Origin of the sequence: uncultured Mucilaginibacter sp. (assembly GCF_913773635.1) — a bacterium.
Classification (GTDB): Bacteria; Bacteroidota; Bacteroidia; order Sphingobacteriales; family Sphingobacteriaceae; genus Mucilaginibacter.
Genome location: NZ_CAJYGQ010000005.1, coordinates 374,975 through 390,540, shown reverse-complemented (window position 1 = coordinate 390,540; position 15,566 = coordinate 374,975). Strand labels below are relative to the sequence as shown.

Genomic DNA, 15,566 nt, shown 5'->3' with positions numbered 1-15,566 from the left:
AATTAATGTCCGTTAAAATATAAGTATAAGCCAATCATCACCACGGTTAACAGCACCCAGGCCATTTTAACTTTGGATGTTGTTTGCGGTGTATTTTTTACTTCGTTAATATTGGCTATGTAAACCTTAGGATTAGGGTCAACCAGCGATACGATGATGGCAACCACCATCAGGAAAGCAAACGTGTAAAACGACAGCAACAAGTAATGCGGCCAAAAAGTATATACATCTTTAGGAAAAACCCACAGGTAACATATACCCACCAGCAAGCTGAACGCCGAACCAGCCGAAAGCACCGTGTTAACCGCCAGCTTGGTTGTACGTTTCCAGAAAACAGTAAGCAGGAACACCACCGATAAAGGCGGTGCAATAAAGCCTAATATGGACTGGAACACATCAAAAAACTTCAAGCCTTTAATGCTATCCAGCGCAATGGCTACCCCTACCGACAAGATACAACCCACAATGATAGACATGCGGCCAACACTGATAAGTTGCTTGTTGGTTGCATTTTTATTAATACGCTCGGCATAAATATCCATGGTAAATACAGTACTCAGCGAGTTTAGCGACGAGCCTATGGTACCCACCAAAACGGCTATTAATACCACAATTACCAAACCGTTCAATCCTGCAGGGAACAAGTTGGTCACCATAGTCATGTAGGCCAGATTTTCGTCTTTTAAATCAGGGAAAATAACGCGGCAAAGTATACCGGTGAATATGAACAGCGGCAGCGAAAGAATTTTTAACCAGCCGATGAAATTAACACCCAGTTGCCCTTGCTCAAGATTACGGGCACCCAATACCGATTGCACCATAGATTGATCGGTACAAAAGAAGGCTACGGCAGCAACCGGGTAACCCAATAAAATGGCATGCCAAGGGTAAGATGTATCAGTTGTTGGATGTAGTAAATTCCAGAAGCCTGACGGTGTTTGGCTAATTACGTTAGATAAGCCCCCTGCGCGTTGCAAACCCAAAACAGTAAGTAAAATAGATACGCCTATAAGCAGTAACATCTGGAAAACGTTTACCTTGGCAATAGCCGTTAAACCGCCCATATAGGTAAACAAACCGGCAAAGGCCACCAGCACAATAACCGATTCCCACATGGGTATACCTAATATCTGCCTTACTAACGTTCCGCCTGCATAAAGACCAAGCGACAGCCAAGAGATCTGAATTTTGATTAGCGCATACCAGGCCAAAATGGTACGGGTAGAATCGCCGTAGCGGTTACCCATAAACTCGGGCATGGTATTTACTTTGGCAGCCAGGTAACGCGGGGCAAACACCAATGCCAGCAGCATTAAAAACACAAAGGCATACCAATCAAAGTTAACGGCCACAATGCCCGTACTGAAGCCAACACCAGCAAAAGCTACCAGCATAGACGGGCCTACGTTAGTACCCCACATGTTGAAGCCGATGCTTGACCAGACCAGCGATTTATCGCCTAGGAACAAAGTTCCTTCCTCGTCGCCTCGTTTGCGGTTTTTAAAACTGGCCTGCACACCCAAAAACATCAGCACCCCCAAATAGGCGGCAACAATGGCGTAATCGAGCAAGGTTAAATGTTGTACAATGTTTCCCATGCCGTAAGTTTAGGCTGTAAGTGTATCAGGTAAAATGCCGTACTCGGCCAATATATCGTTAATTTTTACCGGTGCGCCGGTTTTAAGCGAGCGGTCCATAGCTTGTAGAAGCGCTACGGTGCCTACGCCCTCTTTTACATCAGGGTAAGCGGTTTGTCCGTTGGCAATGCAATCAGCTACATATTCCAGGTAATTCTGGTATTCGCCTGCGTGATGGCTCTGCCCCTCAAAGCGGAAGTAATATTTTAAGGTTGAATCGCCCCAAACAATGATTTTTTCTTCGCCGGTTTTATCGGTAACGGCATAGCGTAACTCATGGTAATCGGCTTGCGAAGCCCCCTCTGTTCCCCGGAGAATAGTGCTCATACCGCTATCGCGCTGGGCTGGTTGCGTCGGGCCGGTATAACAGCCACTCACACGGGCAATACGGCCGTCGGTAGCCTTAAAGATGAAGTGCATGGTATCCTCGTTTTTCAGTCCAGCTTTTTGACCGTTAGCGCTGATCATCCCATAACCCATCACTTCTTCTAAATTAGGTAAATACCAACGTATAAAATCAACCGGGTGACTTAAACCACCGTACAGCCATTTAAAGGCCTGCTCCAATGCCCAAGGTTTTTCCAGGAACCAGCGGTGATCGGCATGATATTGAGCTTCGATAGTAATTAACTCACCAATTAAGCCTGCTTCAAAATCTTCACGCTGACGTTTGGCCGGCTCAAAAAAGCGTGAGCTTTGGCCAATAAACACTTTTTTACCGGTTGATTCTGAAAGCTGGATAAGCTCAACAGCATCGCTAAGATCATCAATAAACGGTTTGGTACAAATAACATGCTTACCGGCCGAAAGCGCCTGTTTTACGTGCGTAGCATGCAGGTGATCGGGCGTGTAAATGGCAATCAGGTCAATTTCGGGGTTGTTTAGCATTTCATCATACTCGGTGGTATAGCTATGAAAGTTGAATTCCTCGGCACGTTTTTTACACATATCGAGGTTGCGGTCGCAAACCATGGTCAACTCGCATTTAGAACTTTGCAACGCCGCCGACATGGTGCTGCGACCTTCACCCAAACCTAAAATTCCTATTTTCAGCATAACTTTATATTCGTATTTCTTTATAAAACTTCAAATTGTTTACCTAAAACCTCATTTTCCCGTAGGTTGAAAGAACACCCACACCTCGCCCGGCTTTGTACCTTTAACACCCTCCTGGTACTGGCTCATGATCTTGTTCCAATCGTTAACCCTGAGGTTGTTTTCGGTTGTTTTGGGGTTCAGCTTGTCAAGGTTCTCACCTTTGGGGATGCTGATGATCAGCATAAGCTGGCGGCCATTCTTTAATATAACCAATTGTTGGAAGCTGGCATTACAGAAACCTTTGCTTACCTCAGGCCACTTGGTAAACTGGGTGGCGTGGTAGTTTAGATACTCTTGTTGCTTTTGGGTATCGGCAACCAGGTTTGTGCTAAGGATTATGTTGTCCCACTCGGCAACAATTTTACCATCAGGACAGTATTTTTTACGGTTAAAGGTGTAAAACCTGTCAGTATATAACTTCACCTCCGCTTTAGGGAACATCTCTTTCAGTTTATTTACCTGGCTTTCGGCATTAGGTATGTAGCCGAAGATCACCACGCGGTTAGTCCATTGGTAAACCGCCGACTTAGGAATACCGTTACGGATGCACAGGTCTTTCACCTGCTCTACAGCTTTATCATCGGTATTTACTATCTCAATTACCTGCGGATTATCGGCATAAGCATCATAACCTACATAGTTTATTGGCGACGTGGCTGTAGTTGATACGTTTTTGAAAAGGTGCTTATAGCCATCCTGCAAACCAGCATTTTGCTTTATGCTGTTGACTACCTGCGGACCATTGTTTTCCCATTTATTATCAGGCCCGTTGGCATTTTGCAGGAATTTATCAGCCGGAGTCCAGTTGTTTTTTACAGTAAAACCTGATGAACCTTCATCGCAATACAGGTAAAACCAATGGTGTACATCATGCGCATAAGGCACCTTGTAAACGCTGTCTATATAGTTTTCGGCAATAACGGAACCGGGTTGCGCCGAAAGTGTGTAAATACCCGATACATCGTACAAGTGCTTACCATAGCGGGATATTTTATTAGCAGTTATTTTATTGCCGCTCATAACATTATTAAGCTTCGTCCAGCCCCAGCCCATACTGATGCCGCTGTACGATACTTCGCTAATGTCGTTATGCTCTATGCTGATGTTTTTTACATAGCCGGTGCTAATGCCTACACAGCCCCAATCTTCGTTGGTAACATCGGTAATGAGGTTGTTATTAATGCGCTCGTTGGTACAAACCTCGCGCTTATCTTCAGGGTTGTAAGGGAGGTGAACTTCAAAGGCCTCGTCCGAAAATGCACCTACCTGTATACCTGTTCCACCTATATCTCTAAATAAATTACCTTTAATTTCGTTATCGTGTGTTCCGCGCTGGTAATCTAGCCCGGTTGATGCCATGTGCTCAAAACGGCAGCCCTCAAAACCGGTATGATGAGCATAAGCTACTTCAACCGCCGCTGCCGGGCGGCCAACCCAGGCTTGGTTCTCCAATCCTTTCTTTTCTGGAGTACCAGCCACTTTCAGCTTGTAGGCATCGGTCATGTACATGCCGGCCTGGTGTGGTACGTGGCCTTGCTGCGACGGGCGCAACCAGGTAGCATGCTCAAAGCATACACCTTTTACATACACATAGCTCACAGGGCGGTCGGCGGTGCCGGTCATTTTTAACAGCGTTTGCTGCGTGGGGGCAACCGCCTTTGCGCTAGTCATGGTTTCGCCGTTGCGTGGCCAGTAGTATATTTTATTGGTTTTAGCATCGGCATACCACTCGCCCGGCTGGCTTAAAAACTCTATAGCATTAGTTAAATAAAAAGCCGAATTGCCATTCATCTTTTTATCCTTATCTATCACCGCCTGCGGCCAGGGGTGCTCAAACTGTATACGGCTTTCGGGTTGCTGAAAGGTAACTTTAGCTTTATCACCTTCAACTGTCAGCGTCTTAATTCGCAAATTGGCTATGGCCCACATTTGGTGTATCACCATTTCCATTTGGCCTATGGCTCCAGTCTTGATTTTGGGTGCAGGTAACCACATTTCCTGCTTCGCCTTGTCGAGCGAAAGGATGCGATTCATCAAATTATCATTATCTACATCGCGGGCACGAACGGCCTTCTTTCCGTTTACCCATAACTGGCGAAACAGCAAGGCCTGCCCCTCCAACATCGGAACATCGGCCACCCAAACTTTACCTTGTGCAAGCGCAGGCAAACCGGTTACCTTAGCAGTAACTTTTCTCCAGCCCTTAATATCAACGCCCCCGCTTAAAACCGGTTGCTCATTAGCGGCGGCCTCAATCCACGTAGGCGATGCCGCCGTTCCCGAATCTTCGGGACGAATAAACACCGGCTCGTTTAACCTGTACTCGCCACCGGCCAGTATAATATGAATACCGTTTTTAACGCTTTCATCATTCAGCCTGCGCAGCTCACGTGCCTGCCGTAATGCAGCGTTCAGCGTAGCTTTGGGGCTGCCCTTGGTACCATCATTGGCATCATTTCCTTTAGGCGACACATAAATATTAGCCGCACGCACGCCTGCCGAGAGGACAAGTATCGTTAACAGGAAGAGTAATTTGCGTAGCGCATTATTCATGTGTGTTGTTCTAATATTCATTTTACCTACCTTGTCATTTGGAGGAACGAGAAATCTTGTTCATGTGGGCAAGCCGTGCACTTCGAACAAGGTTCCTCCTGCGTCAGGATGACAGGGTGGATTACATTATTGCTTCATCTACCCCTGAAAAATCGACTTCACATACGCGGTATTAGCTGTAAAATTCCACTTCACATTGCGTGGGTCTTTAGCATCGCGCGAACGTTCTATCACCAGCCAGCCTGCCCACCTCATTTTATCAAGAGTTTTCTTAACCTTTTTTAAATCCACTTTTGGGTCGTTTTGCAGCCATGAACCATCGGTGTTGGTGCAGTGTATCTGGCAAATGCGTTTCTTGCCTAAAATTTGCAACTCCTCGCACACATCGCGGCCGTTAGTCCATGCATTCGAAAAATTAAAGTAGCTTTTTATCGCTTTTGAACCTACCTCGTCCAGCAGCTTAGCTTCCTCAGTAGCGTTCAGTGCGGATTCAATGCCAATCACCACACCTGCTTCTTCTGCTTTTGGCGCAATCATCTTCAGGCGTTCAACTACAGCAGGACGAAGCTCCGGATTCTTGATCAGGTCGGCATTTACACCAAACGGTAAGAATGCCACCCTTACGTTCATAGCCTTCATGGTATTAATGCAATCCTGCACCATGCGGTCTACCCCATCACGCTTAGCAAACGACTGGGCAAAAAATCCCGTCATGGCTAATGAACATATCTCCAAATTCAGCTCTTTGGCTTTATTCAAAAATTGTTGCCTTATTTCGGGCTGAGCTAACTGGTTCTCAAAGGTCGGTCGGTTGCCCAATCCGCCCATATCTACCTCTACTCCATCGGCACCTATGTCTTTTGCTAATTGGAATGCCCCTAATTTCTGACGCTTCAATATCATCAAATCAACTACTGCCACTTTATAACGACCGCCTTTAGACGCACCTCCCAATAACGATGCACAACCGCTTTGCGACAGAGCAAGCCCAGCAGCAAGCATAGATGTTTGAGCAATAAAGCCGCGACGTGTGGTTTTGGTAGATTTCATATTTTTCAATTCTTTTATTCGGGCGTTGCCTTCGGCCCGGGCTATCCGCTGCAAGTCCTCGTTTCGCTATCACTAAACTCCGGGCTTTACGCTGCTATCCCTAACGCAAACTGCATTAAAGTCCTCCCTCCCCGGGAGGATTAGGAGGGGTTATTTCTTTGCCGCTGTAAAAACCTTCTCCAATTCAGCAAAGCTATGTATCGCGTTGGCCGGCAGTTTCTCGCCTTTTTCACCGAACACATACATAGCCGGATATTTTTCTATATTCACCTTGCTTTCGTCAACTTTGCCATCGGCACCTTTAACGGCGGCTATATTTAAATTGAACTGCTTAGCTACAAAATCATACATGGCCAGGCGTTTTGATTTACCGTAGTCATGCCCCTCTTTAGGGAAATGCGAATTGGCAACCATTTCTGGTTTGCCGTAGTAGCCATATATCTTTTGCAGGTAAGGAAAATCGGTATCAGGCACATTGGCCGACCAGTCGCCACCATCCGAAATAACCAGTTGTGGACGCGGTGCCGCCATGGCTGCCAGCTCATCATTATTAGTACCGCCTCCACATAAATGTACGGGCATACCGCTTTCGCATGGGCACCCGCCCGAAAAGTAGCTCGACAACATCACCACCGGCACGCTTAGTTTAATGCGGTCATCCAATGCGGTAATCAGCATAGTTTGGCTGCCGCCACCCGATGCACCGGTAATAGCTACACGGGTTGGGTCGGCCTCTTTTAACAATAACAGGTAATCGAGTATACGCATACTGTTGAGCGCCTGTATAGTCATGGCCAGGCTACGACGATGGTCTTTACCTTCAAACTGCAGCAACGATTCGCCCCAGGCAAAAAGGTCGTAGCTGATAGCCATAGCGCCCATTTTGGCCAGCATGGCATAACGGTACTGCCCATCTGCACGGTAACGGCCGTCGCCAAAATGTCCGTCGGGGCAAAGCACTACAGGTATTTTGCCTTTTATTTTTAGCGGCTTGTATAATGATCCGCATACATAAACGCCGGGCAGGGTTTCAATAGCAATGTTTTCTATAGTATAACCATCCATTACCCGTTTATTGGTAATAATGGGTTTCGACTTTGGCTTAGCCGGCATAGGCGACAATTGCAAAGCTTCATACATGCAAGGACGCAGATCAGCCTTACGCTTCTCCCAAGTGGCCTTATCAGTGTAAAATGAAGATAAGTAAGCCAATTTCTCTTTCCCCTCCTCGGGCGTTAAGCGTGAGTACTCGTAATATTTCAGTTTAAAGTTGCCGGGCTTCTCCTCATTCACCTTCATATCCAGCGGAGCGAGTACCGCAGCCAATGTTTTGGCTGCGGTCGGTTTGTAACGCCAGTCGGCATAAGGCACCCAACGGTCTTCCACCATATCTTCCGAATACTTAACCTTTACGTTGAATTTGGCCTCAACTTCGGCCAGAACCTGTTTAAGGGGTTTCTTGTATTCGTTATCAGAGGTGTTTTGTGCAAAGGCAATAGCGTTAACAAATAACGATACTCCTAACGCTAGTACTGTAAACTTTGTACGGTGCCCTGTTAGGATAGGTAACGTGATTGAACTCCTGACTGTGGATGTACTTTTTCTTTTATACAAAAGAAAAAGGTACCAAAAAGAAAACTTGCGGCTACGTTCTGTGCTACTTAATGCAGTGCTCTTACCTACGACGGAAGTTGCCGCACAGCCCTGATGCCGCGAGAAGAGGTTTACAAATGTTAGTGCGTTAAGTATATCAACCATCTTATAGATCCTTACTGTCGCTTTTTATTTCCGGAAGTTTATAACCTTTAACTTCTGGCCATTCGCCGTTCTTGATTTCTACCAGTTTCAACTTCTTAGGGTCAGCAACGGCATGTTTAATGCGCTGACGGCGCCATGTGTAGATGAAATGGATCATGCCATCCTTAGTTTGAATGACCGAAGGGTACGAATACTGACTGATGGGCGAATCCTCTAAGATTAAAGCTGCATACCAGTTTTTACCGTCTTTTGATAATGACACGTTTAGCGGCGTACGCGGGCCTTTAGCCAGTTTACCCGGCGGCAACACGTGGTTGTAAACCAAAAGCTGACGACCATCCTGTAACGTTACGGCATCAGTACCCGAATTATTGTTGGGCAGGTTGGTTTTAAATAACGGTGTCCAGGTCATTCCTTTATCGCTCGACCATGCCGTTAGCAATGCACGGTTACGGCTACGGGCTAATAATTGTAAGCGACCATCCTTATGTACTAAGATGCTTGGTTGTATACCTTCCAAAGTATCCGGTCCTTTGGCTACCTCAATTTGCTTCCAGGTTTTACCCCAGTCTGCAGTAACTTCAAAATGAATTCTCCAACCGCCTTTGCCCTCTACACTGGTTGGGCAAAACAGGTTTTTGCCAACTAATACCGGTTTATTTTTGATTGGGCCTAAATATCCCTCTGGTAAAGCCTCCTGAGCTCCCCACGTTAGGCCACCATCTTTTGAGCGCTTTAAGTACCCTTTCCAGGTTGAGGGGCTTGGACCAATTTTATAGAATAATAACAAATCACCCTTAGGAATCTGGTACAGCACAGGGTTCCAGGTTGGGTAACGCAAAGTATCGTTTTGAATACCGTTAGCAACATTGATGCCCTCAGTCCACTTTCCGTTTACACGGCGGCTTACCCAAATACATACATCAGGGTTACGCTCCTTGGTACCGCCAAACCACGCGGCCACTAAACCTTTGGGCGTTTCAACAATGGTCGACGAGTGGCATTCCTTATAAGGTGCTTTCTCATAAATAAACTCATCGGTTATTATGCCGCTGCGCCATGGATTGCTTATGCTTTGCGCATTCGCACCTAGCGTTGCAGCCAGCAATAATGCCGGAGCACATTTTTTTATCAGGGAGGTAAACTTCATCATTATATATTTAATTAGCCGGTTTGGCTTCAGCAGCAGCTTTGGCAGCAGCCTTTTTAGCTTTTACGGCATCAGTGTAGGCCTTAAACAAATCATGCCAATTACGGCCATGGGTGTTTAAGTATTGCTCGTTCTTGGTTTTGTATATTTCAAAAATGGCCGATATCTGGGTCATGTTTTTATAATCCACCGCCTGCTCACGAGCCTTTTTCAGGTTAGCGGTCAGCACTTTTTCTTCTTCAGGGGTAAGGTTGGGTACAATGGAACGATAGCCATTCATGGTGAAGGCCACCTTACCAATGGTGTATTTATCCAATATGGCTTCTACCTGTGCTTCATCCAGATTTTGGCGCAGGCCGGTCATCAGGTTTTCATGTACTGATTTGGGCATCGCCGAAATGGCAATTACCTGCCTATCAACCGCGCTGAGCGGATTGCCCGTGGCCGGGTTTATACCTGCAGGAACTGTTGAAGCCGGATGCTCATTATTCCAGTCTCGGATGGTTTTCAGGTGCGTAGCAATAATTCCTTTAACCGCGGTTTCTTTAGCCGGATTATTAAGGTTTAATGAGGCTACCCATTCAGCAGCACGTTTATCAGTTTCCTCGTCAGATTTTGCACGGGCCTCGGCACTCATTGGCTTAACATCAGGCGTAGTTGCCGTGTTTTGGGCATAAGCACCTACGGTGAGCAACGAAGCCGCTGCCAATGCTAATGTTGTTTTAAAATACTTCTTCATATCGGTTTGGTTTATATATTGGTTCTTCTCTTATAAATCCGATTTAAAGCTGTAGTTACCCGAGCCAGCCTCGTAAACGGCATAGCCTTTATCCATCTTTACAAACTTTAAGCCCTCTGCTTCGGCAGCCTTTTTACCGCTTTCGGTAACATCATCGGCCGCTTTTGCAGGGATAGATATCAATGCTGTTGCATTAGCCGGTATGCTGATATTCCAGTTAAAGTTGCTTCCCTTTTTCCACTCGCTTTTTACCAAACCGTAAGGAGTTTTGTAAGATGATTTTACAAACTTCAATCCATCAGGCAGGGTTGGTTTCATAATCACCTGCTTAAAGCCGGGCTGATTAATGCCTGCTTTAATAGCGGCCAAATTTTGATAATACCAAACAATCAGGTCGCCCAGTAACATGACGTGGTTGCCCGAGTTCATGCTTGGGTTGGCAGTATCGCCATTCCAAAGTTCCCAAATAGTGGTAGCACCACGCTCAGCCATATATCCCCAGCTTGGATAGTCTTTGTTAGTAGCAATACGGTAAGCCAAATCCGGGCGGCCGTATTCGGTCAGTCCGCGCATCAACCATTGGGTGCCAATTACGCCCGTAGCGATGTGATTATTATCTATGGTAGTTACACGTTTTACAATGTTTTCAAACACGGCTTTGCGGTTAGCTACCGGGGTAATATCAAAGTACAGCGGCAGTAAGTTTGCAGTTACCGTACCATTATCGTATTGCTGCGTTTGGGCGTTATAGAACTTAGCGTTAAACGCATCGGCAATTTTGCCTTGCAACGCCGAAAATTCTTTAGCGTCATCCTGTTTACCAAACATTTGCGCAAAGCGCTTCATTTGGAAAAGCATACGGTAATAGTATGCCGTAGCAATCAATTGTCCGTTGGTGGTACGGGTTGAGTCTTTTGCATGTATCAGTTCCGGCGATTCGGGCGGAACGCACCAGTCGCCGTATTTATCTTTTGTTACAATGTAGTCCTTCATGTACTTACCCTTCATGTAGGTAAGCCATTTTTTCATGGATGCATAATGCTTTTCGGCCGGACGAGCATCGCCAAACTGTTTGTACAACATATCGGCAATGAGTACATAAGTAGCCGGCCAGGTCATGTTATCGCTGTAATAGTTCCAGTAAGCCGGCGCTACATCAGGAATGGCACCTTCTGCGGTTTGCGACTCTTCAATATCGTCCATCCATTTAGCGTACAGCTTATGGTTATCAAAAATAAAGCTTTCGCCTAAGGAACCGGTAGCCCTATCGCCCAACCAAGGCATACGCTCGTTGCGTTGCGGACAATCAACCGGCATACCTTTATAGTTTCCGGCTACACCCCACCAGGTGTTGCGGTATACATTATTAATCACATCATTAGATGTTTCGAACTGGCCGATGGTAGCCAATGCGTCGTAAACTACCTCACCTGTAAAATCGCTTTCTTTGAGCTTGCCGGGGTAGCCGGTAATTTCAACATATCTAAAGCCGTGATACACAAACACAGGATGCCATGTTTCTTCTATACCGCCTTTTAAGGTATACACATCAGTAACCTTGGCATCGCGCAGGTTGGCAACGTATAAACTGCCATCTTTTTGCAAAGTTTCTGCAAAACGCATGGTAACCTTATCACCACGTTTTCCTTTTACCTTTAATTTGATCCAGCCGGTCATGTTCTGACCCATATCCATAATCCAGGTACCGGTTTTTAGCTCGCTCAGTTTTTTAGGCTGAATGGTTTGCATTACCTTAATGGGTTCGCTCATTTGAGCTACCAGCTTACCACCCGGTGCATCCACCAACTCGGGATTTAACCATTTGGCGGCGTTATAGCCCACTTTGCTCCAGCCGGTTAGTTCTTTGGTAGCATCATATTCCTCACCATCATACTCGTTGTTGCTGCGGATAGGTCCGTCGGCGGTCATCTTCCAGGTTTGGTCGCTTACCACTAATTGGTGATGGCCATCGGCGTACTCCAAATCCAACTGCACCAGCATTTTTGGAAAACCGAACTCCTTAATCTTTTTTGGCTTGTACTTAGGGCGCATGGTAAAGTAACGGCCATTACCCAAAACGGCGCCAATGGCATTTTTGCCTGGTTTTACATCGATGGTAACATCATAAGTGCTGTATTGAACCGATTTGGTATAATCAGTTGGCATTTGAGACAATACCTCGTTGCCCACCTTTTTGCCGTTGATGTATAACTCGAAATGGCCGGGACCTGATATGTAGGCGGTAGCTCTTTTAACTTTTGCTGCAGATGAAAACTCTTTGCGGTAGTAACGCGCCGAAAGCCGCGAGAATTTAGATACGCTGTCCCAAGGAAAGCCTTTTTCGTAGCCTATCCATTTACCTTTCCAGTCGTTGGCGTTAAGTAAACCAATGCTCCATTTAGCTGGAGTGCTCCATTCACTATTACCTTTGTTGGTGTAAACTTTAACCTTCCAGTAACAGGCGGTACCGCTTTTAAGCACTTTGCCTTTGTAGGCTATCATTGCCGACTCACCAGAAAATACCTTACCCGAAGTCCACAAGTCGCCCTGACCAGCAGCCAGCTTTGCAGCCGATGATGATACCAGGACTTCATAAGCAGTTTGCTGAATATTACGGCCGCTACCGGTTAACTGCCAGCTTAAACGCGGCTGTGTAACATCAATTCCCTGCGGATTAACCAACATTTCGCAACGCAAATTTTGCAGTTGTATATCGGCTGCAAATACATTTGCGCTGATAAGCAAACCCAGTAAAACCGCTTTTGTATATTTAAATAACTTCATCATTATCTTCCCGAAAAATCAAAATAAAGGTTCATTTCCTTGGCACGCATCGGCTCTTTCTCGTAATCGTAAAAAATGTGCTTCATGCCCATGGGTCCGGTATCTTCGGCACCCAGGGTTTTGTTGCCAATAGCGCCTATGCCCTGCATAAATGATATATCGCCCGAAGGGAATTTAACTACATAATTATGCCACTGGTCGTCATGAGGTGTTGGCGTAAACAGGCGGAAAAACGTGTCTTCATCATCAGTTAGCACGGTAAACGGCTGACCGGTAGTGATAAATTTACACCAGTACATGTTAGCATGGTAGCCCTTAAACTCCGGGTAATTCCAGCTTTGCCCGGTTTCGGTATCGTTATAGTCCTTTTTCCAAACACCCAGTTTGTTGCCCTTCATGCGGTTCTTCCAAACACGGTATGGGCCGCTGCCCATGTATTCTACCGCTTTCATTTCCTTTTCGGGGAACGAAAAGTTTACGCCTACGAAATTGGTGAAGTAATCGCCCGGGAAATAGCGTACCTGCATTTTAACCCAACCGGTTGGGTAGACTGTCCATTGTAAAGTATTGTAAGCGGCCTTGCGGTCAAAGGTCGATTCGATAACCACATTTTTGCCGTCGAGCTTTTGCGTGAAGTTTTTAAAGTTATTGGCGCCTTCCTGCAATACCGGGCCGTTATTGAATGGAATGACACCTTTAGCGTTTTCTACTTTTTTGAGCATGCCGTTGGCTTTGCTAAACCATAGTTTGATGCCGTTGGCGCTAACCTGGTAAAGCGAATCGACCGTGGTAACATCAATGCTCTGCTTACCATCTTTAACCACAATTTTGCGGGCAACCCTTTCAGGTTTGGTTATAGGCCAGCTCCAGGTAAATAACTCCCGCTTGTGGTTATCCGTTACGGTAATGTATAAAAAGTCATAGCTTTTATAGTCGGATGGCATATTGACTTTGAGGTCGCCTTTTTCCCAAGGTTTAATATTAGGCGAGGTAATGGCAATATCCAATTCGGCAGGCTTGGCTTTGCCATAGGTATCTTTTATCCTCACCAGTTTACCGGTAAAGGTACATTGATTCAGGTTGGTTACATTATAACGGTTTTCCAGGTGAAATACGCCATCAAAGCCCGAAGCAATTTCGCGACGCTCAAAAAACACCGGCGACCATACTTCTTTTACGGTAAAAAAGCTTCCCTCCTTTTCGTGATAAGGGCCAACTATTCCGTCGGGGCCTTTATCCTTTTCAGTATCAATTTTTCCGTTCAAATCGGTACGTACCACACCCTGATCCGCAAAGTCCCACAGGAAACCACCTGCCGAAAGCGGATTTGCCAGCATCATCTTCCAGTAATCATCAATACCGGCACCGTGACCGCCATCGTACATGCCGTGTAAAAATTCGGTTGGCATTACTATGCTGTGGCCGTTATCATAAGTGCCAATGCCATAATTATAATCTCGGTAGTGTTGAGTATCAAAGCCGCCAAAATCTTCCCAGGCATGTAGCACAGTACGTTTTTGTATATCAAGCTTGCGAAACAGCGGATCAAGCTCGCGGTTGTGCCCTCCCTCGTTACCGTTTACCCATAAAACAATCGACGGATGATTTTCATCGTGCTCCATCATCTCCTTTAAAAGCTTGGTACCTGTTGGGGTATCATAGTGCCCGTGCCATCCGGCCAGTTCATCCAGCACAAAAAGACCTAACGAATCGCACACGTCAAGGAAGTGATCATCGGGCGGGTAGTGCGACATGCGCACTGCATTCATGTTCAGATCTTTGATGAGGTTGGCATCCTCAACACTACGTGCTTTGCTTAATGCCCTGCCCGTTGTAGGCCAGAACGAATGGCGGTTAACACCTTTAAATTTAACCTTTAAGCCATTCACATACACACCATCACGCTGTTTAACTTCTACCGTACGAAAGCCAAAGCGCTTGGTAACTGTATGCAATACCTTGCCATTTTGGGTAAGGGTAAATACCGCATTATACAAATCAGGTGTTTCGGGCGACCATTGTTTAGGATTAGCCACATTGGCTTGCAGGTGCACAACCGAATCGGCCGTAACCGTTGCATTTACCGGGCTACCTAACGTTTGACCGCTTAAAGTAGTAATTTGTACAGAAGCCGTGCTGTTAGCAGGCGCATTTTTCAAGTACATATCCGCCTTAAAGCTGCCATTGGCCTGTGCATCTAACGCAACGCGGCTAACGTGTTGCACCGGCAAAGCCTGCAAATAAACCGGGCGGAATATGCCGCCGAATATCCAGAAATCCCCTTTGCGCTCAGCTTCATTTACCGATTGATTGGCCGAATGCTTGGCAACAGTTGCTTCTAACAGGTTGGTGCCATCAAACTTTATTAGGGACGTAATATCATACTTAAAGGCATAATACGAGCCCTGGTGAATTGGCCCGGCAGGCTTGCCATTTATTTTTACCTCCGTATCGGTCATCGCACCCTCAAAAACTATTTGAACGGTTTTGCCTTTAAACGATGCCGGAACCTTGAACTTATACTTATACTGCCCTACTTCTTTGCCCCGGGCGGTATCTTTGGCCCAGCCGTAGTTGTACTTGCCAAAGCCCTGCAATTCCCAATTTGATGGTACGGGTATAGTAGTCCATTTGCCGGAGTTACGGCCGGTAGAACAGTGGAATTGCCAGTTTACCGTTTTGTCGCTTCCGGTACCCGACAGATACATTTTTTGTGTTTGCTGAGCAAATGATTGTAGACCTGCTAAAGCTAGCAAGGCAATGAGGAAGATATAACGGCAAACAGGCTTCATTAAAA

At 46.1% G+C, this 15,566-nt stretch carries 9 protein-coding genes; all 9 read right to left on the bottom strand.

The genetic code is table 11. The features are described from left to right. Window positions 1-2 precede the first annotated feature (2 nt). The 9 genes from QZ407_RS05285 to QZ407_RS05245 all read right to left on the bottom strand — a co-directional run bounded on the left by QZ407_RS05285 (window position 3) and on the right by QZ407_RS05245 (window position 15,561). On the bottom strand, window positions 3-1,598 hold the full coding sequence (locus QZ407_RS05285) for a sodium/solute symporter (RefSeq protein WP_295768324.1): 1,596 nt from the start codon (window positions 1,596-1,598) through the stop codon (window positions 3-5). Window positions 1,599-1,607: 9 nt separating this feature from the next. Then, on the bottom strand, window positions 1,608-2,693 hold the full coding sequence (locus QZ407_RS05280) for a Gfo/Idh/MocA family oxidoreductase (protein ID WP_295768322.1): 1,086 nt from the start codon (window positions 2,691-2,693) through the stop codon (window positions 1,608-1,610). 51 nt (window positions 2,694-2,744) lie between these two features. Continuing rightward, window positions 2,745-5,288, bottom strand: coding sequence for a right-handed parallel beta-helix repeat-containing protein (locus QZ407_RS05275; RefSeq protein WP_295768321.1), 2,544 nt, complete (start codon window positions 5,286-5,288; stop codon window positions 2,745-2,747). Between the two features lie 138 nt (window positions 5,289-5,426). Further along, window positions 5,427-6,338, bottom strand: a complete 912-nt coding sequence (locus QZ407_RS05270; protein ID WP_295768319.1) for a sugar phosphate isomerase/epimerase family protein — start codon at window positions 6,336-6,338, stop codon at window positions 5,427-5,429. Between the two features lie 150 nt (window positions 6,339-6,488). Beyond that, window positions 6,489-7,952 (bottom strand): acetylxylan esterase, encoded by a 1,464-nt coding sequence (locus QZ407_RS05265; protein WP_295768317.1) that lies wholly within the window; start codon window positions 7,950-7,952, stop codon window positions 6,489-6,491. 145 nt (window positions 7,953-8,097) lie between these two features. Continuing rightward, on the bottom strand, window positions 8,098-9,249 hold the full coding sequence (locus tag QZ407_RS05260) for a sialidase family protein (RefSeq protein WP_295768314.1): 1,152 nt from the start codon (window positions 9,247-9,249) through the stop codon (window positions 8,098-8,100). Window positions 9,250-9,256: 7 nt separating this feature from the next. Beyond that, the gene (locus QZ407_RS05255; protein WP_295768312.1) at window positions 9,257-9,985 is read right to left on the bottom strand and encodes a DUF3826 domain-containing protein; all 729 of its coding nucleotides are present in this window, start codon (window positions 9,983-9,985) and stop codon (window positions 9,257-9,259) included. 30 nt (window positions 9,986-10,015) lie between these two features. After that, on the bottom strand, window positions 10,016-12,772 hold the full coding sequence (locus QZ407_RS05250; protein ID WP_295768310.1) for an alpha-L-rhamnosidase: 2,757 nt from the start codon (window positions 12,770-12,772) through the stop codon (window positions 10,016-10,018). Then, window positions 12,772-15,561: a glycoside hydrolase family 2 TIM barrel-domain containing protein gene (locus QZ407_RS05245; protein WP_295768308.1), complete on the bottom strand. Its 2,790-nt coding sequence runs from the start codon at window positions 15,559-15,561 to the stop codon at window positions 12,772-12,774. Before QZ407_RS05245 ends, QZ407_RS05250 begins: the two co-directional genes overlap by 1 nt. Window positions 15,562-15,566: the final 5 nt, after the last annotated feature.

Excerpts from the sequence above, each read along its gene's own strand:
- QZ407_RS05285 (WP_295768324.1), bottom strand. The coding sequence starts at position 1,598 with ATGGGAAACATTGTACAACATTTAACCTTGCTCGATTACGCCATTGTT.
- QZ407_RS05280 (WP_295768322.1), bottom strand. The coding sequence starts at position 2,693 with ATGCTGAAAATAGGAATTTTAGGTTTGGGTGAAGGTCGCAGCACCATG.
- QZ407_RS05275 (WP_295768321.1), bottom strand. The coding sequence starts at position 5,288 with ATGAATAATGCGCTACGCAAATTACTCTTCCTGTTAACGATACTTGTC.
- QZ407_RS05270 (WP_295768319.1), bottom strand. The coding sequence starts at position 6,338 with ATGAAATCTACCAAAACCACACGTCGCGGCTTTATTGCTCAAACATCT.
- QZ407_RS05260 (WP_295768314.1), bottom strand. The coding sequence starts at position 9,249 with ATGATGAAGTTTACCTCCCTGATAAAAAAATGTGCTCCGGCATTATTG.
- QZ407_RS05255 (WP_295768312.1), bottom strand. The coding sequence starts at position 9,985 with ATGAAGAAGTATTTTAAAACAACATTAGCATTGGCAGCGGCTTCGTTG.
- QZ407_RS05250 (WP_295768310.1), bottom strand. The coding sequence starts at position 12,772 with ATGATGAAGTTATTTAAATATACAAAAGCGGTTTTACTGGGTTTGCTT.
- QZ407_RS05245 (WP_295768308.1), bottom strand. The coding sequence starts at position 15,561 with ATGAAGCCTGTTTGCCGTTATATCTTCCTCATTGCCTTGCTAGCTTTA.